The 21,426-nt window shown below is 70.0% G+C and carries 14 protein-coding genes; 9 read left to right on the forward strand and 5 right to left on the reverse strand.

What is annotated here, in order from left to right; translation table 11 throughout:
* The first annotated feature begins 57 nt into the window (after positions 1 to 57).
* The 3 genes from QAD21_RS09060 to QAD21_RS09070 are packed head-to-tail and all read left to right on the forward strand — an operon-like array spanning position 58 to position 2,804.
* The gene (locus QAD21_RS09060; RefSeq protein WP_259936349.1) at positions 58 to 1,059 is read left to right on the forward strand and encodes an ATP-binding cassette domain-containing protein; all 1,002 of its coding nucleotides are present in this window, start codon (positions 58 to 60) and stop codon (positions 1,057 to 1,059) included.
* A complete protein-coding gene (locus QAD21_RS09065; protein WP_159370558.1) occupies positions 1,056 to 1,886 on the forward strand; it encodes an ABC transporter permease in 831 nt (276 codons plus the stop codon). Before QAD21_RS09060 ends, QAD21_RS09065 begins: the two co-directional genes overlap by 4 nt.
* Before the next feature lie 39 nt (positions 1,887 to 1,925).
* A complete protein-coding gene (locus tag QAD21_RS09070) occupies positions 1,926 to 2,804 on the forward strand; it encodes a glycosyltransferase family 2 protein (protein ID WP_058252728.1) in 879 nt (292 codons plus the stop codon).
* Between the two features lie 28 nt (positions 2,805 to 2,832).
* Here QAD21_RS09070 and QAD21_RS09075 read toward each other — a convergent pair whose 3' ends face one another.
* Positions 2,833 to 4,164: a glycosyltransferase gene (locus QAD21_RS09075; protein ID WP_231742518.1), complete on the reverse strand. Its 1,332-nt coding sequence runs from the start codon at positions 4,162 to 4,164 to the stop codon at positions 2,833 to 2,835.
* A 179-nt stretch (positions 4,165 to 4,343) separates the two neighbouring features.
* On the opposite strand from QAD21_RS09075, the gene QAD21_RS09080 reads away from it, so the two are divergent.
* The 5 genes from QAD21_RS09080 to QAD21_RS09100 are packed head-to-tail and all read left to right on the forward strand — an operon-like array spanning position 4,344 to position 9,870.
* Positions 4,344 to 5,501, forward strand: a complete 1,158-nt coding sequence (locus tag QAD21_RS09080; protein WP_280361241.1) for a glycosyltransferase — start codon at positions 4,344 to 4,346, stop codon at positions 5,499 to 5,501.
* Complete coding sequence (locus QAD21_RS09085) at positions 5,489 to 5,695, forward strand: hypothetical protein (RefSeq protein ID WP_280361242.1); 207 nt, start codon at positions 5,489 to 5,491, stop codon at positions 5,693 to 5,695. The genes QAD21_RS09080 and QAD21_RS09085 overlap by 13 nt, the downstream gene beginning before the upstream one ends.
* Positions 5,692 to 7,161, forward strand: a complete 1,470-nt coding sequence (locus tag QAD21_RS09090) for a hypothetical protein (RefSeq protein ID WP_277244447.1) — start codon at positions 5,692 to 5,694, stop codon at positions 7,159 to 7,161. Before QAD21_RS09085 ends, QAD21_RS09090 begins: the two co-directional genes overlap by 4 nt.
* 31 nt (positions 7,162 to 7,192) lie before the next feature.
* Positions 7,193 to 8,575, forward strand: a complete 1,383-nt coding sequence (locus QAD21_RS09095) for a hypothetical protein (RefSeq protein ID WP_068969921.1) — start codon at positions 7,193 to 7,195, stop codon at positions 8,573 to 8,575.
* On the forward strand, positions 8,572 to 9,870 hold the full coding sequence (locus QAD21_RS09100; RefSeq protein ID WP_068969920.1) for a nucleotide disphospho-sugar-binding domain-containing protein: 1,299 nt from the start codon (positions 8,572 to 8,574) through the stop codon (positions 9,868 to 9,870). The genes QAD21_RS09095 and QAD21_RS09100 overlap by 4 nt, the downstream gene beginning before the upstream one ends.
* A gap of 78 nt (positions 9,871 to 9,948) precedes the next feature.
* Here QAD21_RS09100 and QAD21_RS09105 read toward each other — a convergent pair whose 3' ends face one another.
* The 4 genes from QAD21_RS09105 to QAD21_RS09120 form a co-directional block, all read right to left on the reverse strand.
* Positions 9,949 to 13,845 carry a multifunctional oxoglutarate decarboxylase/oxoglutarate dehydrogenase thiamine pyrophosphate-binding subunit/dihydrolipoyllysine-residue succinyltransferase subunit gene (locus tag QAD21_RS09105; RefSeq protein WP_083207520.1) on the reverse strand — a complete coding sequence of 1,299 codons (3,897 nt, stop codon included), beginning with the start codon at positions 13,843 to 13,845 and terminating at the stop codon, positions 9,949 to 9,951.
* Positions 13,846 to 13,974: 129 nt separating this feature from the next.
* The gene (locus QAD21_RS09110) at positions 13,975 to 17,904 is read right to left on the reverse strand and encodes an ABC transporter ATP-binding protein (RefSeq protein ID WP_083229289.1); all 3,930 of its coding nucleotides are present in this window, start codon (positions 17,902 to 17,904) and stop codon (positions 13,975 to 13,977) included.
* Positions 17,901 to 18,659 carry a hypothetical protein gene (locus QAD21_RS09115; protein ID WP_058252736.1) on the reverse strand — a complete coding sequence of 253 codons (759 nt, stop codon included), beginning with the start codon at positions 18,657 to 18,659 and terminating at the stop codon, positions 17,901 to 17,903. The genes QAD21_RS09110 and QAD21_RS09115 overlap by 4 nt, the downstream gene beginning before the upstream one ends.
* Positions 18,656 to 19,726 carry a glutathione S-transferase C-terminal domain-containing protein gene (locus QAD21_RS09120; RefSeq protein WP_065632829.1) on the reverse strand — a complete coding sequence of 357 codons (1,071 nt, stop codon included), beginning with the start codon at positions 19,724 to 19,726 and terminating at the stop codon, positions 18,656 to 18,658. The genes QAD21_RS09115 and QAD21_RS09120 overlap by 4 nt, the downstream gene beginning before the upstream one ends.
* A 103-nt stretch (positions 19,727 to 19,829) precedes the next feature.
* Here QAD21_RS09120 and QAD21_RS09125 point away from each other — a divergent pair, with 103 nt between their 5' ends.
* On the forward strand, positions 19,830 to 21,386 hold the full coding sequence (locus QAD21_RS09125) for an MFS transporter (protein WP_065632830.1): 1,557 nt from the start codon (positions 19,830 to 19,832) through the stop codon (positions 21,384 to 21,386).
* Positions 21,387 to 21,426 lie beyond the last annotated feature (40 nt).

Here is a 21,426-nt window from a genome sequence, read left to right on the forward strand (position 1 = left end):
TGCCGGCAGCGGAGCGAGCGGGCCCGTTCGAAGTCGACCACACGCATCGGGGGTGCCATGTCCACGACCGTCCCGGCCATCGAGGCCCACGGTCTGACCAAGCAGTACGGCGGGACGCGTGCGGTCGACGCCGTCGACCTCCACGTACCCGCGGGCGGGGTGTTCGCCCTGCTCGGAACCAACGGTGCGGGCAAGACCACCACCGTGCGCATGCTCGCGACCTTGCTGCGCCCGGATGCCGGGGACGCTCGGATCTTCGGGCACGACGTCGTCGCGGAGGCGACGGCGGTTCGATCGCTCATCGGGGTCACGGGGCAATATGCCTCGGTCGACGAGGATCTCACCGCTCGCGAGAACCTGATGATCTTCGGTCGTCTGATCGGGTCGTCGCGCCGCCGCGCCCGGGTGCGTGCCGACGAACTGCTCGAGGAATTCGGGCTGGGGGCGGTCGCCACCCGCCGGGTGGGGCACTTCTCCGGCGGGATGCGCCGGCGCCTCGATCTCGCGGCTTCGCTGATCACCCGGCCACGCCTGCTGTTCCTCGACGAGCCGACCACCGGACTCGACCCACGGACGCGGGCGCAGATGTGGCAGACGGTTCGTGAGATGGTGGCGCGCGGTTCGACCGTGCTGCTGACCACCCAATATCTCGACGAGGCCGATGAACTCGCCGATCACATCGCGGTCATGGATCGCGGCCGGGTGGTCGCCGACGGGACCGCCGACGAATTGAAAGCCGGAGTCGGCGACATGAGTGTGAAACTCGAATTGGCCGATGCGGACGATCTGATCGCCGCGGCAGAGGTGTGCGCGCCGTTCACCGCGAACGGCGAGGCGACGATCGCGCGCGGCGAGGGCATCCTCGTACTGCCCATGTCCGACATCGACCCCCTCGCCGACATCCTCGGTGCGCTCCGCGCGCGCGGGCTCGGGTTGACGTCGGTCAACGTCGTGCGCCCGACCCTCGACGAGGTGTTCTTCGCGCTGACCGACGGGGGCGACCCCACGCGATCGGCACCGATGGCGGCACAGGCGGATTCGGCGGGAGCCCGCGCATGACCACCGGTTCCCTGCAGCCGAGCGCACTCGCCGCCGGCGACGCCCCGGCCGAACCCCACGACCGGGTTCGGCCGACCGCCGCGGTGATGCAGTCACTCACCATGACCCATCGTGGCCTGCTGAAGATCAAACACAACCCGCAGCAGCTGTTCGACGTCATCGTGCTGCCCATCGTGTTCACGGTCATGTTCTCCTCGATCTTCGGCGGCGCGATCGCCGGGAACGTGGTGGGCTACCTGCCGCTGCTCATTCCCGGCGTACTGGTTCAGGTGTGTGTCGCGGCGTCGGTGGTCACCGGCGTCCAGCTGCGCGAGGACCTCGATCGCGGGGTGTTCGACCGGTTCAAGTCGCTGCCGATCGCGCGCATCGCGCCGCTGGCCGGCGCCCTGGTGGCCAACACGTTGCGGTACGTGGTGGCCTCGGCCATCACGGTCTGCGTCGGGGTGATCATGGGGTACCGGCCGGCGAGCCCCGTGGGGGTCGCCATCGCCTGTGTCCTGATCGTGGTGGTGGCATTCTCGCTGAGCTGGATCTTCGCGCTGCTCGGCGTCCTGCTCGACAAGGCGTCGACCGTCCAGGGCGTCTCGATGCTCGTGCTGATGCCGATCACCTTCGTGTCGAACGCCCTCGTCCCGATCGACACCATGCCCGGATGGATGCAGGCCTGTGCGTCGGCGAATCCGGTGTCCCATCTCGTCACGGCAGCGCGCGGACTGGCCGCGGGCGAAGACGTGGGAACCGACATCGCCTACACGCTCGTGGGCGCGGCGGCCGTCCTCGCCGTCGTGGTGCCGGTGACCCTGCGGACCTACATGCGGCGGACCTGAGTGTCCGCACCGAACCGATCAGCGCAAGGAGTAGCCATCATGGGCACGCCGCTCACCTTCTCGGTGGTCGTCCCGGTCTTCGACGAGGAGGACACGATCGGCGACTGTTTGACCCGCCTGGCCGCACAGTTCGACCAGATCACCGAGATCGTGGTGGTGGACAACAACTCGACCGACGGCGGCCGGGCGGTGATCGATGCCTGGTGTTCGGCTGATCCCCGTGTCCGGGTGATCGACGAAGCACGACAGGGGTTGGTCTACGCGCGCAACGCCGGACTCGACGCCGCGACCGGTGATCTCATCGCCCGCATCGACGCCGACACCCGGGTGCCGCCGGACTGGGCGCGGACGATCGTGGAGTTCTTCACCGCGGATGTCCGCGGTGACTGGGCGGCCCTGTGCGGGCGCGGGGAGGCCTACGACGTGCCGCTCGCCGGCAGGTTCGACCGGTGGAAGACCCGGCTGCACCCGCTGAACAAGTTGCGGAGCGAGAAGTCCGTGTCCGAGGTGCCTGTCCTGTACGGCTCGAACATGGTGCTGCGCCGTGCGACCTGGGTGCGGATCCGGGACCGTGTCAGCATGCGACGCAACATCTTCGAAGACGTCGACATGGGACTGTGTGTCGGTGACGCCGGGGGCCGTAACGCGTTTCTCCGCTCGCTGACCGTCGGGGTGTCACCGCGCCGGATGGAGACCGGCATGGTGCCGTTCGTCCGCTACATGAGTTTCCTGCCGCGAACGTTCCTGCTGCACCGTCGCTTCGGGTTGGCAGCGGGTTCGGCGGCGGTGTACGTGCCCGCTATCACGGTCGCGCATGCGCTACGACTTGTCGTGTTGCGGTCCTACGACTCCCGGACCGGGCGCGTCGACCCGCGAAACCTGTTGCGGGGCGGTGGTTCCGATCGAGTCCTCCCGTAGGGTCGGGCGGTCGGTCGGCGTTCCGGGATCAGCCGGCGCCGCGCACCGTCGTGACGCGCACCGTGTCCTCGACGATGTCGGCCGCCGTGTGTACGGCCTCGTCGGGGGCGATGAGTCGACTGCGGAGCTCGGCGGACCGTCCCCGGACCTCGGTGTCCAGGATCGTGTCGAGGGCGCCGATCAGCGACTCCGCTGTCACCCGAGCCATCGGCAGCGTGGCCCCGACCGCGGCCTTGCTCACCGCCCGGCCCCAGATCGGCTGATCGGCGCCGACCCACGTGATCAGCGTCGGCAGGCCGGCACGCAACCCGGCGGCCACCGAACCCGCGCCGCCGTGGTGGACCGCGGCCCGACACCGCGGCAGCACGGTGTCGTGATCGACGTGTCCGACGACGCGGATCGCATCCGTGAGTCCCGATGCCTCGGATTCAGATGTGGCAGAGCCGGATTCGGTCGACATGAAACCGCTCCAGCCGCCCGACACCAGCAGGCGGATCCCGAGTCGCCGCGCTGCGGTACGGAATGCATCGGCCAGACCGTCGGGGTCGGCGGGCAGCATGCTGCCGAAGCCGACGTACACCGGGGCGTCGCCGGCGTCGAGCCAGTCGGCCAGCGTCCCCGCTCCCGAGGCCCCGTCGAGTCCGGCGTCGCCCACCCCGGCGCGTTGCGCGGCCGCAAGGGTGAAGAACCCGACCAGCGGCCGGCGCCGGCCCCACTGGGTCGCGAGTCCGTCGAAGAGGGCCGGATCGTAGGCCTGGATCTCGGGAACGCCGGTACGGCCGATGAGTTCGGAATACGGGTGGTTCAGCGGCGACAGTCCGAGATCGGCCCGCAGCGTGGTCTCCGCCGAGCGGGTGGCGAGCCACAGGGCGCGTTCGGCGACGCGCCAGCTCAGGTCGTTGACGATCGCCGGGGCGTCGATGCCCAGGTGCGCGAGCAACGACACCGAGCTGTTGCGCCGGATGGGGCAGTAGTGCAACGGGATGTGGGGGATGCCGAGGACCGCCGAGACATTGTGGGCGCGTTCCTGACCGGCGCTGCTCGCGATGATCGCATCCGCGCCGTCGGCGAGTTCGAGCAACCGCTGCTGCATCGCCCGGCCGTCCCGCACCGACATCGCCGACACCGCACGCAACCGGGTCCGGGGGTTCTTCGACCGCATGTCCTCCCGGACCATCTCCGAGTCGAGCAGGGCACGGGTGCTCGACCCGTACGACTCGGTGGGAACCCCTGCGCCGCTGCCGAAGTCGACCAGGTCGGGTGGCAGCGCGAGAGTCGCCGTGTGGCCCCGGCCCACGAGCTCGGCGGCCAGGGCGACGGCCGGCTGGGCATCGCCGCGACTGCCGTTGACTGCGATCACGAACCTCAACGTCGAACCCCTCACGTCTGGGTGCGGTCGGATGGGCGACCCGTGCCCGGCGGTGGCGGATCGGGACCGATTCTAAACACGGTCGGCCACCGCGGCGCGCGGCCGGAGACCGGGATCACCACCCGGCCGGGAACCAGGATCACCGGGCGGTCGGCATGAGGATCTCGTTCGTGATCAACGGAACCCGCGGGGACGTCCAACCGGCGACGGTGCTGGCCTGCGCGCTCGCGCGGCGCGGACACGACGTCCGTCTCGGGGTGCCGCCCAACATGATCGGGCCGGCTCTGGATTGGGCAGACGGCATCACCGGGCTCGAGGTCGTGCGTCTCGGCGTGGACACCCGGGCCCACCTCGAGTCGGTGGCGCGAGCCCGGAAGCAGGCCGGCCGTCATCCGCTGCGACGGCTGCGCGTGCTGCTGTCGCTCCGGAACGCCGGGTGGGACCAGCTCGTCTCCGACATGGCCGAGGTCGTCGACGGTGCCGATGTCATCGTCACGGGATTGATCACCGAACAGCCCGCTCTCGCCTTCGCCGAGTCCGCCGGCGTCCCCCTGATCTCCCTTCATCACGCGCCGGTGCGGCGTAACAGTCGGGTCGCACCGGTGCCCGGTCACCTCCCGGGCGGACCGCGTGCCGTCCGGACGCAATGGGCCGCCTACGACGCCGCGTTCGCCGTCCTCACCCGACGGCGTGAGCGCCGGCTGCGCATGCACCTCGGGTCGACGGGGTCGTCGGCGTCCTACGCCGCCCGACTGCGGGCAGCGCCCGGCCTCGAATTGCAGGCCTACGACCCGATGTTCGGCGTGGAGCACGAACGCAGATGGACCGCCGACTCCGCGGTTCGTCGTCGTCCGACGGTCGGTTTTCTCGGATCGCCGGCAGACCAGCCCGTCACCGGCTCCGATGCGCTCGCGTCCTGGCTCGACGCCGGGGACGCCCCGATCTATGTCGGATTCGGGAGCATGCCGCTGCGGGGGGAGGCGGCCACCTTGCGCGTCGTCACCGAACTCGGTCGGCGGCTCGGTCGACGAGTCCTGGTGTGCGCCGGCTGGACCGAAATGGACGCCGAGGTCCGGGCCGAGATCGCATCCGAGGCGGTGCGGATCGAGTCCCAGGTCGATCACCGCACGGTCTTCGGCCGATGCGCGGTGGTGGTCCACCACGGCGGCGCCGGAACCACGGCGGCCGTTCTGCGCGCGGGCCGGCCGTCGGTCGTCTGCTGGTACGGCGCGGATCAGCCGTTCTGGGGCGCCGAACTCGAACGCCTGGGGGTCGGCGTGGCGATGCCCATGGCCGCGCGGGACGGGACCTGGACGTGGACCGGTTGACCGACGCCGTCGCGTCGATGCTCGATCCCGCAGCCGCCGAGCGGTCCGGACGGCTCCGCGACGCCCTGGTGGCCGAGGATGTGGCGCTCGGGGACGCCGTGCGCGAGATCGAGCGTACGGTGACAAGCTCGAGCACGGGGCCACGGCTCCCACAGGGACCACACAGTCACAGCGCAACGAAGGTGGACGTATGACGACGACGAAGTCGCCCATGGCCGAACAACCCGACGCCGGGCGGGCACCGGGTCTGCGTGGCCTCGCAGCCCGGCTCCGCGACGAGCGGGCGGCGATCCGAGGCGAGCGCCTGACCTCCGAGGACGCCCCGTTCTGGTTCGTCACGCCGGCACTCGGCTGGTCGGTGGTGCTCCAGCTCGTGTGGGTGTTCGACGAGGAGGTCTCGATCGAGACGCTGACCGCGATGAACGCCGCGTTCGCGCGAGGGCGCCTCAACCGCATGCTCGTCGTACCGGATGTCGTCGGAGCCCGCCCGCGGTGGGTTGCCGCGCCCGACGCACCCGGGCTGGCCGCCGACAGCCGACCGGTGCCGGAGGCGGAGATCGACGACTGGGCGACCGCCGAGATGTCCTCGGTTCCCCTCGACGCCGAGGGCGGGCGGTGCTGGCGCCTGCGGTCGGCGCCCACCGCGTCGGGTGGAACGGTGGTGTCCCTCTGTGCCCTGCACGTCGTCACCGACGGTCGCGGCATGCTCGCGGCGGCCGCCGAGGCCGCCTCGGCGTCGGAGGTGCCACTGGCTCGCGACGCGGACCGGGCGTCCGGGGCCGATCCGGCGGCGACGACGCGTCCGCCGGTCTCGTGGCGGCGGCAGCGGATCGGCGACCTCGCCGACGCCGGGTCGCAGGCCGGCGCGGTCCTCGCCGGGCTCGTGCGGGCGGCACTCGAGCAGCGCAAGGCCGGTGGCCCCGAACCCGACCCGCGTCCGGTCCGCGCGCCGATAGCCGAACGGTCGCCGGCCGCCGACTTCACCTGGGCGACCGCGACGGTCCCCGCGACGGACTTCGACCGGGTCGCCGCCGAGCACGACGGCACCGCGAACACGCTGTTCATCGCGGTGGTCACCGGCTTGCTGCGCTCCAGTGGCCATGCGCCGCTGCCGAATCCGATCAAGGTCGGGGTCCCCGTCGACCGTCGTGAGAGCGAGGCGGACACCCGGTCCAACCCGATCGCCGGTGTGTCGGTGTACCTCACCGACGAGCCGGTCGCCGGTGGCGATCTCGGCGGCATCCGGGCGGCGTGCAAGGCGGCTTTCGTCCGGCTGTCGGAGGGTCGCCGGGCACCGCACATCCACCTGCGGCCGTTGGCCTGGTTCCTGCCGCCCGCGGTCATCGTGAAGCTGGTCAGCGCGGGCAACGGGATCCCCGACGCGGTGATCTCCAACCTCGGCGACATCCCCTCGGAGGCAACGGTGCTCGGCGGGCGGTCGGCGCGCAAGGTCGCATTCCGCGGCATGGCTCAGGGCGTCGACGCCTCGGTCGGCCAGCGCTTCGGTGACGGCGTCCAGTCGTGGCTGGTCCGCACCCGTGATCAGGTGACCTTCACCGTGCTCGGTTGCGACGAGACGAGTTTTCCCTCCGATGCCGTGGTCGCGGACCTGCTCGACCGGGAACTGACGGCCTGGGGTCTGCCCCATGAGATCTGGTGATCATGACCCCTCGTGAAGCTGAGGAGCACACGTGACGGCAACGGCAACCGACACCCGTCCCGCCGAGGTACTCCGCGTGACCGGCCCCGACGAGTCGTACCTGCTCGTCGCGGAACTGTTCGGGATGGGTGCGCCCATCCAGATCACCTGGGTCTTCGACGACGACCCGGGGGACGCGGCGATCGAGTCGTTGTGCGCCGGACTCGCGGCCGGGCCGCTGCATCGTGCGGTGTCGCGCCGTCGGGTCCCGTTCGCCCGGCACCGCTGGGTGCGATCGACGATGCCGGTCCGACCCGGGCCGGTGGCGGTCGTCGAGGCCGACGCCGTCGGGGAGTGGGCCGACGCCGTCCTCCGCGCGAGCCGTCTCGATCCCGTGCGGGGAACCGGTTGGCAGCTCGACTCGGCTCGGATCCGCGGCGGCGGGCGCGCGGTGTCCCTGCTCGCCTCCCACATGATCACCGACGGTCACGGCCTCTACCGGCTGGTGGCCGACGCCGCGGCGGGCCGCACCGCCGGTCTGCCCGCTCCCGTCAGCGGACACTCTTGGGAGGCGGTCCGCGCCGACGCCGCCGACGCCGCCGAGTCGGTGCGCGCAGCCGCCCGATCAGCGCGAATCCTGATCCGCGAGGCCCGGGCGGCGCGAGGCACCGACACCGGGTCCGCCGACACCCGATCCGCGCCGGGATCGTCGCGTACCACGCGTCCGGCGAGACCACGGTCCGCGCCCGAGCCGGACACGACGCTGGCGACGGTCGACGTCTCGGCAACCGAATGGGCCGCGCGCGCCACCGAGCACGGCGGTACCGGCAACTCCCTGTTCACCGCCTTGCTCGCCGGTATCGTGCACCGTTCGGGTCGCCCGCTCGACGGTCCGATGAAGGTGTGCATCGCGGTCAGCAAGCGGGACGGCGACGACGACAACCGCGCCAATGCGTCGGGCGGGGTGTGGATCCGCCTTGCCGACCCCGTCGAACCGGACACCGACCTCACCGCCATCCGGTCATCGAGCAAACGGGCCTTCGTCGACTACGCCGAGTCCGGGGCCGATCAGGCCGCCGACAACCTGCAGCCGATCGTGCGCATCCTGCCGAGACGGCTCATCGGTCGGTTGATGCGCGGAATCCCCGGACCCGACACCACCGTGTCGAATCTCGGGGCCACGCCCGACTCGGCGATGCGGATCGGCGGTCACACGGCGTCCCGGTTCGCCATCCGCGCGGTGATGCAGGGGATGCCCGCCCAGGAGCGGCGCGAACGCGGCCCGGCGGTCGCCGCCTGGGCGGTCACCTACGGCGACACCGTCACGCTCACGTTCTTCGGCATCGACCCCGACGATTTCGGCGATCCCGTCCGGCTGCGCACACTGATCGCCGACGAGTTGACCGCCTGGCGGATCGGACATCGATTCTGGTGACGCCGGCACACATCGCGATCGTTCTGTACGGCAGCCGGGGCGACATCCAGCCCGGTATCTGCCTCGCCCTCGAACTCCAGGTGCGCGGCCACCGCGTGAGCGCCCTCGTCCCACCGAACCTGGCCGGTCTCGCGCGGGCAACGGGCGTGCGGGACGTCCACGAGATCGGCCTCGACTCCGGCACCGCGTGGTCGTCGGAGGACGCGCGGTCAGCGCGCAACAGTCGTAACCCATTGGCGCGGATGGCGTTTGCGCTGCGGACGGTCCGCGGCGGATTCGACGCCCTGGACGCCGCCCTCGAGCGACTCTTCATCGCGGGTACGGCGCCGCTGCGCGACACCGACCTCCTCGTCGTCGCGCCGCTGTGCCAGGACCGCGGGCTGGCGGTCGCCGAACATCTGGGCATCCCGCTGACCGTGCTGAGATACGGCCCGATGTCGGAGAACGGACTCCTCGGCGCCGTACCGGGACTCACCGACAGATGGTCGCCGGAGTGGAAGCGGCGCTCCTGGCGCCTCGCCGACCGGTTGACCTGGGCCGCGACCGGATGGAACGAGAATCGGTTCCGGCGCCGGATCGGCCTGGCCCCGGCCCGACGACCGCTGGCGCGACGGTTGAGCGCCGAGCGGATCCCCCAGATCCAGGCCTACGACGCGGAGCTGGTCCCGGGCCTCGCGGCGGAGTGGGACGACCGCAAACCGATCGTCGGGTTCTTCGACCTCCCGGCCGCGAGCCGGGCGGGCATATCCGAGATGAGCGCCACCGCAACCGATCTCGCCACCTGGCTGGACGCGGGCGAACCCCCGCTGTTCGTCACGTTCGGCAGCATGCCGATCCTCGACCCGGAGGCTCTGATCGCCCGCTGGCGGACAGCCGCCCGTGCCCAGGGGGTGCGCTGCCTCATCGCCATGGGAGATCCGACCGGAGTCGATCCCGACGACCCGGACGTGTTCTACGTCGCGGGTGTCGACCACGCGTCGGTCCTGCCGCGATGCGCGGCCGCAGTCCATCACGGCGGCGCCGGCACCACCGCGGCGAGTCTGCGGGCCGGCCTCCCCACCCTGGTCTGCGCGGTCACCGCCGATCAGCCGTTCTGGGGTGAACGGGTCCGTGCCCTGGGCGTCGGGGCGGCCGTCCGGCTGTCGAGTTTCACCGACGACGACGCGCGCGCGGGTCTCGCGGTCCTGTTCGACGACGGAACCCGTTCGGCCGCTGCTGCTCTCGCCCGCCGGATGACGCCCGCCGACAAGGCCGTCGCGGCGGCCGCCGACATCTGCGAAGCCCGGCTGACCTAGAACCGGCACCCACGACCGCTCAGACGACTGCGGCCACCGACCCTCTCGGGTCGGTGGCCGCAGTCGTCGTCTGGCAGGTTACTCGCCGAAGGCCTCGTCGAGGATCTCCTGCTGCTCCACCGCGTGGACCTTACTCGATCCCGACGACGGCGCGGACATCGCGCGGCGCGAGACCCGGCGCAGTCCGCCGAGCACATCCGGCAGCACCTCGGGCAGCCAGAGGCCGAGGAACGGCCACGGACCCTGATTCGCGGGCTCTTCCTGGACCCACCGGAACTCACTCGCGTTGCCGTACTGCTCGAGCGTCTTGCGCAGGCGGCGGTGCGGCACCGGGTAGAGCTGCTCGATGCGCACGACCGCGATGTCGTCGCGCCTCTCCTTGTCGCGTCGCGCGGCGAGTTCGTAGTAGAGCTTGCCGCTCACCAACAGGACGCGCTTCACCTTGCTGCGGTCCGCGCCGTCCTTGAGGAAGTGCGGGTCGTCGATCACCGAACGGAACTTGTCCTCGGTGAAGTCCTCGACCGGGCTCACCGCGGCCTTGTTGCGCAGCATCGACTTCGGGGTGAAGACGATGAGCGGACGGCTGATGCCGTCGAGCACGTGGCGGCGCAGCAGGTGGAAGTAGCTCGCCGGCGTCGACGGCAGGGCCACCGTCATCGAACCCTCGGCGCACAGCTGCAGGAACCGTTCGATGCGGCCCGAGGTGTGGTCGGGTCCCTGTCCTTCGTGACCGTGCGGCAGCAGCAGCACGACGTCGGAGAGCTGGCCCCACTTGGCCTCACCCGACGAGATGAACTCGTCGATGATGGACTGCGCGCCGTTGACGAAGTCGCCGAACTGCGCTTCCCAGACCACGAGAGCGTCCGGGTTGCCGACCGAGTAGCCGTACTCGAACCCGACGACCGCGAACTCCGAGAGCGGGGAGTCGTAGACCATGAACCGGCCGCCGTTGCTCTCCTCGTCTGCGGGCTGCAGGTGGTTGAGGGGGGTGTACTCCGAGCCGGTGCTGCGGTCGATGAGCACCGAGTGGCGCTGGGTGAAGGTGCCACGGCGCGAATCCTGGCCGGACAGACGCACGGTGCGCCCCTCCATGACCAGCGACCCGAACGCCAGCAGTTCGGCGAACGCCCAGTCGATGTTGCCCTTGCGGGCGGCCTCGGCGCGACGCTCCAGGACCGGCTTCACACGCGGGTGCGGGGTGAAACCGTCGGGCACGTTGACGAACGCGTCGCCGATGAGCTCGAGCGTCTTGCTGTCGACCGCGGTCACCAACTTCGTCGGCAGCGTCTGGTCGGCCTCGACCGAGGGCGACGGCTCGACACTGAACTTCTCGAGTTCCTTGACCTCGTTGAAGACGCGCTCGAGCTGTCCCTGGTAGTCGCGCAGAGCGTCCTCGGCCTCCTTGGTCGAGATGTCACCGCGGCCGATGAGGGCTTCGGTGTAGCTCTTGCGGACGCCGCGCTTGGTGTCGATCACCTCGTACATCGCGGGCTGCGTCATCGACGGGTCATCGCCCTCGTTGTGTCCGCGACGGCGGAAGCACACGAGGTCGATGACGACGTCCTTGTGGAACGCCTGGCGGTAGTCGACGGCGAGCTTCGCGGCCCAGACGCAGGCCTCGGGGTCGTCGCTGTTGACGTGGAAGATCGGTGCGCCGATCATCTTCGCCACGTCGGTGCAGTACTCGGTCGAGCGCGAGTGTTCCGGTGCGGTGGTGAAGCCGACCTGGTTGTTCACCACGATGTGCACGGTGCCGCCGGTGCGGTAACCGGGCAGCATCGCCATGTTGAGCGTCTCGGCGACCACACCCTGACCGGCGAACGCCGCGTCGCCGTGCAGCATAAGCGGGAGGATCGGGAACCGATCGTCCTCGTCCATGAGGTCCTGCTTGGCGCGCACCAGACCCTCCAGCACCGGGTCGACTGCCTCGAGGTGGCTGGGGTTGGCGGTCAGCGACACGTTGATCTCGTTGTCGCCGAACATCTGGTAGTACTTGCCCTCGGCGCCGAGGTGGTACTTCACGTCGCCCGATCCGTGCGCCTGCGACGGGTTCAGGTTGCCCTCGAACTCGGTGAAGATCTTCGAGTACGGCTTGCCGACGATGTTGGCGAGCACGTTCAGACGGCCGCGGTGCGGCATGCCGATGACCACCTCGGAGAGGCTGTGCTCGGCGCTCTGGTCGATCACCGCGTCCATCATCGGGATGACCGACTCGGCGCCCTCGAGCGAGAAGCGCTTCTGCCCGACGTACTTGGTCTGCAGGAACGTCTCGAACGCCTCGGCGGCGTTGAGCTTGCTCAGGATGTACTTCTGCTCACCGACCGGCGGCTTGACGTGCTTGATCTCGACGCGCTCCTGCAGCCACTTCTGCTGCTCGGGCTCGAGTATGTGGGTGTACTCGACACCGACGTGCCGGCAGTACGCGTCGCGCAGGATCGACAGAACGTCCCGCAGCTTCATCTTCTCCTGGCCGTGGAACCCGCCGACCTTGAAGCTGCGGTCGAGATCCCACAGCGTCAGCCCGTAGTTCTGGATGTCCAGATCCGGATGGCTGCTGCGCGCATCGCTGTCCATCATGAGGGGATCGATGTCGGCCATCAGGTGGCCGCGGCTGCGGTAGGCCGCGATCAGCTCGAGGACGCGGGTGCTCTTGTCGACGAGGCCGGCGGGCAGGTCGCGACGCCAGCGGATCGGCTCGTAGGGGACGTGGAACGCGGTGAAGATCTCGTCGTAGAAGGCGTCGTCGATCAGCAGCTCGTGGATCGTGCGGAGGAAATCGCCCGACTCCGCGCCCTGGATGATCCGGTGATCGTAGGTCGACGTCAGCGTCATGAGCTTGCCGACGCCGAGTTCGGCGATCTGCTCGTCGCTCGCGCCCTGGAACTCCGCCGGGTACTCCATCGCGCCGGCGCCGATGATGGCGCCCTGGCCCTTCATCAGGCGCGGCACCGAGTGCACGGTGCCGATGGTGCCCGGGTTGGTGAGCGAGATGGTCACACCGGAGAAGTCGGCCGCGCCGAGCTTGCCGTCGCGCGCGCGACGGACGATGTCCTGGTACGCCGTGTAGAACTCGGCGAAGCCCATCGTCTCGCATTCCTTGATCGCGGCGACGACCAAGGTGCGGTTGCCATCCTTGCCGACCAGGTCGATGGCCAGGCCGAGGTTGGTGTGCGCGGGTGTGACGACGTTCGGCTTGCCGTCGATCTCGGCGAAGTGCCGGTTCATGTTCGGGAACGCCTTGATGGCCTGCACGATCGCGTAACCCAGGATGTGGGTGAAGCTGATCTTGCCGCCTCGGGTGCGCGCTAGGTGATTGTTGACGACGATCCGGTTGTCGATCATCGCCTTGGCGGGCACCGCACGGACGCTGGTGGCCGTCGGGATCTCCAACGACAGCGCCATGTTCTTCGCGATGGCCGCGGCCGGACCGCGCAGGACCTTGTTGCCGTCGGCGCTCTCGGACTTCTGGGCGTCCGACTTCGCGGACCCGGACTTCTGTGCCTCGGGCGCGGCGGCCTTGCCCGCCTCGGGCTTGGGCTGCGAGCGGGCGGAACCGTCACGGCTGGCGACGCTGTGCCCCGACGCCGCCTTCGTGGCGGTCGACTCCTTGGCGGGGGTGGGCTTGCGCGGTGCCGTGCGCGCCGGGGTCTGATCCAGGGTGACCTGCTTGCGCGGCGTGGTCTCGGTGGCCGGCGCGGAGGTGTTGCGTGCCGACCCGTTGGTCGACGCACTCGTGGTCGAGGAGGAGGACGAGGTGGCCGCTGTGGTGGCCGAAGTCTTTGCGGCAGTGGGCTTTGCGGAATTCGAGGGCGGAGCGGCGGCCGGGGCGGAGCCACCGTTGTCGCCGGGTTCGTAGTTCTTCAGTAGTTCGTGCCAACTCGGGTCGACCGAGTTCGGGTCTTCTTGGTATTGCTGGTACATTTCCTCGACCAGCCACGTGTTCTGTCCGAAGTCTGAAATCGAACTGCTGCTCACAGCGGTATCTCGCCTCAATTCCCTGAAGGTGCCGGGTTCTCTGCCACGCGTCGTCTCTTGTGGAGACTATCGGTGAACCACCTGACGATGCTACGCGTCGTCGACTCGCTCACACCTACCGACCTGTTACTACGGAGTCAGTTCCGAGGTGGCCCGCGTGACCGTCGTGGCGGCCCTCCGTGCGCTGGTCGGAGCGGGTGAGTCGGGGCGGGGCACCGCCGGCTCGTCGGGATCGACACCGGCATCCCAGAAGCCGCGGTACCTCTGTCCCAACGCGAGCAGCTCCTCGTGTGTTCCGAGTTCGACGATCCGTCCGCCGTCCACCACCGCGATGGTGTCGGCGCGGGCGGCCGTGGCCAGTCGGTGGGCGACGATCACCGACGTGCGGTGCCGGGTCACCGCCCGACCGGCGGCGAGGACCTGCGCCTCGGTGGCCTGGTCGAGGGTCGCGGTCGCCTCGTCGAGCAGCAGCAGATCGGGCTCGACGAGTTCGGCCCGGGCCAGTGCGATGAGTTGGCGCTGGCCCGAGCTCAGCCCCTGGCCGCGTTCCCCGATGGGATGGTTCATCCGGCCGGGCAGGGCGGTGATCATGCGCAGTGCGCCGACCGCGGCGGCGGCGTCGACGATCGCGGCCCGATCGGCGTCGGGCCGGCCGTAGGCGATGTTCTCGGCGACGGTGCCGGTGAACAGGTGCGGCTCCTGCGGGACGAGGCCGAGCCGCCGCCGATATCCGGCGAGTTCGTAGTCACCGATGTCGGTGCCGTCGACCAGGACCCGTCCGGTGGTCGGATCGTAGAAGCGCGCCAGCAGCTTGACGATCGTCGACTTGCCGGCGCCCGTCCGGCCGACCAGGGCGAGCGACGACCCGGCCGGGATGTGCAGGTCGACGGCGGACAGCGCATCCGTCGTCGAACCTTGGTAGCGGAATCCGACCCGGTCGAAGTCGACGACGCCGTCAAAGCCCCCGTGTGGCGGGGACTCGGCTCTCGTCGAGGTGCGCAGCGAACTCGGCGTGCGCAGCAGGTCGCCGATCCGGCGGAGCCCCACGGCCGCCTGCTGGTAGCCGTCGAAGACCTGCGAGAGCTGTTGCACCGGACCGAACAGCATCGTCAGGTAGAGGACGAAGGCGACGAGTGTGCCCGCCGAGAGCGAACCCGACGCCACCTGCCCGGCGCCGACGCCGAGCGCGATCGCGGTCGCGATGTCGGACATGAGCTGGATGAGCGGGAAGTACGAGGCGATCGCCCGCTGCGAGACCATCCGGGCCTCGACCCATTCTCCGGAACGACGCGCGAACCGGGCCTGGGCGTCGTCGGTGCGCAGGTAGGTCTGCGTGGTCTTGATGCCGGCGATGTTCTGCTGGAAGTCCGCATTGACGACGCTGATCAGCTCGCGCGAGCGCGTGTAGGCGCGGCTCGCGACGCGGCGGAAGACGATCGTCGCGGCGATCAGGAGGGGGAAGACGGGCAGCACCAGGAGTCCGAGCAGGGGGCCGGTGATCAGGAGCGCGACACCGACGCCGACGAGCGTCAGCACCGCCACGATCGCCGAGGTCAGTCCGGTCTGCAGGAACGTCGACAAGGCATCGATGTCGGTCGTCATCCGGGTCATGATCCGGCCCGACAGCTCGCGCTCGTAGTAGTCGAGTCCGAGGCGCTGGATGTGGGCATAACTGCGGATCCGCAGTCCGAACAGCACCCGTTCGCCGGCCCTGGTCGAGGTGATCGCCATCGACGACGCGGCGACCCAGCCGACCCCGACCAGTACGACACCGCCGACCGCGGCCCATAGAAGGGTCGACCCCTCGGTGTGTCCGGTCGAGTCGATGACCGCCCGGGCGATGCTCGGGAAGGCCAGGCCGACGAGCGTGTCGACGGCGATGGCGAGCAGTGCGGCGGCGAGCAGCCACCGGACCGGCGCGAGGAGTCCGCGCAGGGTGAAGACCGGGTTCTCGCGTCGGGCGGCGGCGACGTCGACCTCCGGCCGCTCGACCGCCGGGGGGAGCGCGTCTACCGAGGCCTGGAGCTGGGGGGTGGCCGGCATCGAACCGAGCGCGCTGGCCACGCCGCCGCCGCGACCGGTCCGTGAGCCCGCCCCCATCGCCGGAGAGGTCCGGGCCGCGACGTCGATCGAGTCGGAAGCTACTTCGGGCCACAGGCTCTCGATCTCGGTCGGGCCCGGTCCGCGCAGCGGTGGCGCGGTGTCGGCGACCGGGGCCGCGCCGGGGATGTCGTCGTGGACGCCGTCGGGTGCCGGTTGCGTGGTGCTCGACATCAGCCCGCGGAAGCGCGGTGAGGTCGCCTCGAGTTCGGCGAGCGTCCCCAGCGCGGTGATCCGGCCGTTGTCGAGCACCGCGACGCGATCGGCGAGGACGAGCGTCGAACGTCGATGGGCGAGGACCAGCATCGTGGCGCGGCGGTCGCGGAGCCCGCCCAGGATGCGCGCCTCGGTGGTCGCGTCCACCGCGGACGTCGCGTCGTCGAGCACGAGGATGCGGGGGTCGGCGAACAGGGCGCGTGCCAGGGCGATGCGCTGACGTTGCCCGCCCGACAGGGTGAGTCCGCGTTCGCCGATGACGGTGTCGTATCCGTCGGGGAGCGCCTCGACGAATTCGGCGGCGTCTGCCGCGGCGGCTGCTGCCCGAACCCGGTCGGCGGTGTCGGCCCCGGCGGCTGCCGGGCCCATCGCGATGTTCGCGGTGATGGTGTCGGAGAACAGGAACGGCTCGTCGAACACGACGGCGACGGCACGGTGGAGTGCCTCGGGCGCGAGGTCGTCGATCCGGTACCGGGACGGCTCGTCACCGGCGCTCTCGCCGAGCAGCGAGATCGTCCCGGAGTCGGGTCGTTCGAACCGGCTGACCAGGTCGGCGATGGTCGACTTGCCGGAACCGGGCGGACCCACGATCGCCACACATTCGCCCGGCTCGATCCGCAGGTCGATACCGGACAGCACGGCGGGCGGGTCGTCGGCGTCGTGGGTGTGGTGGGCGAACCCCACACCGTCCAGTTCGACGCCCAGGGGGCCGTCGGGCAGCGTGCCGGTCGCGGTGTCGCCCGGATCGTGGGGATGGTCGATGACGTCGTAGACGCGTTCGACGGCCGCCCGCGCCAGCTGGGCGTTGACGATCAGGTTCGTCAGCAGTCGGGCGATGCCGGTCATGGTGGCGACGTACGTGCTGAACGCGACGAAGGTGCCGGCCGTGATCGCGCCGGTCATCGTGAGGTAGCCGCCCACGACGATCACCCCGACCATGCCCAGCTGCGGGATGGCGGCCAGGGTCGGGGCGAATCGAGCATTGATCCGGGCGGCGCGGAGTCGGCGAGCGAACACCGTCCGGCACCGGGTGATGAGGTCGTCGACCGCGCGTTCCTCCTGGCCGAAACCCTTCACGACCCGCACGCCGGTGACGGTCTCCTCCACGTGCTGGGCGACGTCGGCGGCGGCCTGCTGCGCCGACCACGTCGCCGCGAACAGCCGACGCCGGGTACGCCACACCTCGAGGGCGATGAGCGGGGCGATCAGCAACGCCACCCCGGTCAGGAGCGGCGACAGGTACGCCATGATGGCCAGGGCCACGACCATCTGCACCGCGGCGCCCAACGACAGTGGCGCCATGGCCAGCAGACTCTGGACGACCTGGATGTCGGAGATCGAGCGAGACACGATCTGTCCGGTGCGGATCTGGTGCTGGCTGCGGCCGTCGAGGTGCAACAGGGTGTCGAGGAGTCGGAGTCGCAGCGTGTTCTGCACGTTCACCGCGAGCCGTCCCGCGAACACCCGCCGGCCGAGATGGCAGGCGTAACGGACGACGGCGAAGACGACCAGCGCGATGATCACGGTGCGTAGCGAGAGGCCGTCGTCGACGACGCCGGTGGCGTGGTCGATCGCGGCCTTGGTCAGCAGCGGCATCAGGACGTCCACCCCAACGGCGACCAGGGTGAAGATCATCGTGACGACGACGACGCGTCGGTATCGCCATGACTCACCGAGGAGTCGGCGGATCCAGCCGGGCGCGGCTGCCGACGACTGCGGGTGCGGTGCGGCCGCCGCGGTCACCACGAACCGGGTGGGAGCGGATCCGGGGTGGGTGCTTCACTGAAGTCGACGTCGATGACCCACGTCCGGGGTGCCGGCCCGAACGCCTCGCGCGCGTTGTGGACGACCTTGCGGCCGAGGGCGCGACTCCCCACACCACCGATGACCGCACCGATACCGGCGGGCATGAGCTTGCCGAAGATCAGCGGCGCCCGGCGGATCGCGTACTTCTTGACGAGTTTGTTCACCAGGGTCTTGTTCAGTTTGGTGATCGCACCGGATGGCAGGGCGGCTCCACCGAGCCGGCGCAGCGCACCGCCTCCGGTGCCGACCACGCGACCGAGGGCCAGCACACCCTCTTCGCCCAGCGCGACGGTCATGACCAGGGCCTTGCGACGCTCGGACTCGTGCACCGGGATGCCGTGCACCTCGGCGATCGACAGCGCGAGCAGGGCCGACGCCTCGAGGAAGAACGCCGTGTCCCCGGTCATCGCCCCGAACGCGGTCATCGTGCCGACACCGGGCACCGCGGCCGCCGCGCCGACGGCGCCGCCGGAACCGGTGACCGCGTTCAGATAACGCTTCTCGAGCCGCTCGATGATCTGCGCGGGTGAGTCGTCGGGGTACTTCCGCCGCAGTGAATCGACGTACTTCTTCACCGCGGGTGCCTGCAGTCGCTGTGCCCGGTCCAGGATGCCGCCGGTCACCTCGACGGCCTTGCCGGGGGGCGTACGGCCGTGGTCTGCCGAAAGTCCTTGTGACGCCTTGTCTTTCATTCCGCCGCCGCTCGTTCCGTCGGTACCCAGTCCGCTGCGGGCACGACCTCGGCCGGTGGTGGGGGACCGGGGGGTGTGCCGTCACCGAACGGGCGACCGCCCAGGTCGTCGCGATGGTGTGCGGTGAGCCAGCCGCGGAGGTCCGGGCCCTTCGGCACGATCTGCGTGGGATTCACGTCGGTGTGGACGATGTAGTAGTGCTGTTTGATCTGGGTGAAGTCGGTGGTGTCGCCGAAGCCGGGCGTCTGGAACAGGTCCCGGGCGTAGGCCCACAGCACCGGCATCTCGCTCAACTTGCTCCGATTGCACTTGAAGTGGCCGTGATACACCGCGTCGAATCGCGCCAGGGTGGTGAAGAGCCGGACGTCGGCCTCGGTGATGGTGTCGCCGACCAGGTAGCGCTGCGTCGACAACCGCTCGGACAACTCGCCGAGTTTGGTGAACAACCGGTCGTACGCCGCGTCGTAGGCTTCTTGGCTGCCGGCGAATCCGCAGCGGTAGACGCCGTTGTTGACCTCCGTGTAGATGCCGTGGCTGACCTCGTCGATCTCGTCGCGCAGACGCTCCGGGTAGAGCTCCGGCGCGCCGTCGCGATGGAAGGCGGTCCATTCCAGCGAGAAGTCGATGGTGATCTGCGGGAAGTCGTTGGTGACGACCTCGCCGGTCGGCACGTCGACCATCGCCGGCACGGTGATCCCCTTCGGGTAGCCGGGGATCCGCTTCTCGTAGGCGTCCTTGAGTCGCGGGATCTGCAGGACCGGGTCCACTCCGCCGGGGTCGAGGTCGAAGGTCCACGAGTTCTTGTCGTGCGTGGGACCGCACAGCCCGAGCGAGATGGCGTCCTCGAGGCCGAGTAGCCGCCGCACGATGAGGGTCCGGTTGGCCCACGGGCAGGCCCTGGCTGCGACGAGCCGGTACCGACCGGCCTCCACCGGATAGCCGTCCCGGCCGTCGGCGGTGATGCGGGTCTCGATGTACTTCGTGTCCCGGACGAACTCCTCGCCGGTCATCACGTACGAACCCTGTTCGCCCTCGGACGCGGTGCTCTGCTCGGACTCTGTGCTCATGGGCTCCACAGTAATGATCCGGAGCGACATCCCGCCCCGAGCTGCCGCGAAACCCGTGATCGCGCGGGCCGTTCACGAATCGGACAGGTCTAGCATCGAGGAAATGCAGTCGAGCGACGCCGCCCGCGGCCAGAACGCGGGCATCGACGAGATGGTCACCGGCCGCCCGTGGGCCGCGATGCTGGCGCTCTGCGTGGGCTTCTTCATGATCCTCGTCGACATGACGATCGTGGCCGTGGCCCAGCCGCGTATCCAGGCCGACCTCGACACGAATGTCAACGGCGTCGTCTGGGTCACCAGTGCGTACCTGCTCACCTACGCGGTGCCGCTGCTGATCACCGGTCGCCTGGGTGACAAGTTCGGCCCCAAGACGATGTACCAGCTCGGTCTGGCGGTCTTCACCGCGGCCAGCCTCTGGTGCGGCCTGTCGTCGTCGATCGGTGAGCTGATCGCGGCCCGCGGTCTGCAGGGTGTCGGCGCCGCCCTCATCACCCCGCAGACGATGGCGCTGATCACTCGCATCTTCCCGGCCGAGAAGCGCGGCGCCGCAATGGGCGTGTGGGGCACGGTCGCCGGCGTGGCGACCCTCGTCGGTCCGTTGCTCGGCGGCGTGCTGACCGACGCGTTCGGCTGGGAGTGGATCTTCTTCATCAACCTGCCCGTCGGCCTCGCCGGTCTCGTCCTCGCGGCCGTTCTCGTCCCGCGGGTGAGCACGAACGACCACCAGTTCGACTGGATCGGGGTCGGCCTGTCCGCGGTGGGGCTGTCCGCGTTGGTGTTCGGCATCCAGGAGGGGGAGACCTTCGACTGGGATACCTGGATCTGGCTGCTCATCGTCGGCGGAGTCGTGGTCCTGGGGGTCTTCGTCTACTGGCAGTCCCGCATCCGCACCGAGCCCCTGGTCCCGTTGTCGCTGTTCCGCGACCGTAACTTCTCGCTGTCGACCATCGGCATCGCGTCGATGGGCTTCGCCGTGTCGGCGATGATGATCCCCCTGACGTTCTTCCTCCAGCTCGTCGGCGGGATGTCGCCGACGGAGTCGGCGGTCGTTCTGGTGCCGATGGCGGTGCTGACCGGTGTCCTGGCTCCGATCGTGGGCCGGGTGGTCGATCGCGTCCACCCGCGCACGATCGTGTCCTCGGCACTGCTGCTGAACGCGATCGCCATCGCGTGGTTGGGCTTCGTCGCCCGCCCGGAGACCCCGGTCTGGTTGATCGTGATTCCGTTGTGCCTGATGGGTGTGGCCTCGGCCGGTATCTGGGCGCCGCTGGCCGCGACCGCCACCCGCAATCTGCCGTGGCATCAGGCCGGGGCCGGGGCCGGCGTCTACAACACCCTGCGGGTCATCGGTTCGGTTCTCGGCTCCGCCATGATCGGAGCGCTTCTGCAGACCCGGCTGGCGGCCGAGCTGCCCGGCGTCGACGCCGAGAACGCCCAGGACGGTGCGGCCGGGCAACTGCCGGAGTTCCTGCGCGAGGGGTTCGCGACCGCCATGGGGCAGTCGCTCTACCTGCCCGCGGCCGCGCTGCTGATCGGCGTCGTGGCGACCTTCTTCTTCGTCCGGCCCGCGCATCAGACGGTCCCACCGCAGGTCGTCGACCCGTACGCGGTGGGCGCCGACGCCGGTCGGTCCGAGTCGGTGCCGGGGTCGACGGCGTAGGCGAGCGCGCGTCCCACGATCTGTCGGCACCCGACCGTAA

Origin of the sequence: Gordonia sp. SMJS1 (assembly GCF_029866425.1) — a bacterium.
GTDB lineage: Bacteria > Actinomycetota > Actinomycetes > Mycobacteriales > Mycobacteriaceae > Gordonia > Gordonia hongkongensis.

Excerpts from the sequence above, each read along its gene's own strand:
- QAD21_RS09060 (WP_259936349.1), top strand. The coding sequence starts at position 58 with ATGTCCACGACCGTCCCGGCCATCGAGGCCCACGGTCTGACCAAGCAG.
- QAD21_RS09065 (WP_159370558.1), top strand. The coding sequence starts at position 1,056 with ATGACCACCGGTTCCCTGCAGCCGAGCGCACTCGCCGCCGGCGACGCC.
- QAD21_RS09070 (WP_058252728.1), top strand. The coding sequence starts at position 1,926 with ATGGGCACGCCGCTCACCTTCTCGGTGGTCGTCCCGGTCTTCGACGAG.
- QAD21_RS09090 (WP_277244447.1), top strand. The coding sequence starts at position 5,692 with ATGACGACGACGAAGTCGCCCATGGCCGAACAACCCGACGCCGGGCGG.
- QAD21_RS09115 (WP_058252736.1), bottom strand. The coding sequence starts at position 18,659 with ATGAAAGACAAGGCGTCACAAGGACTTTCGGCAGACCACGGCCGTACG.
- QAD21_RS09120 (WP_065632829.1), bottom strand. The coding sequence starts at position 19,726 with ATGAGCACAGAGTCCGAGCAGAGCACCGCGTCCGAGGGCGAACAGGGT.
- QAD21_RS09125 (WP_065632830.1), top strand. The coding sequence starts at position 19,830 with ATGCAGTCGAGCGACGCCGCCCGCGGCCAGAACGCGGGCATCGACGAG.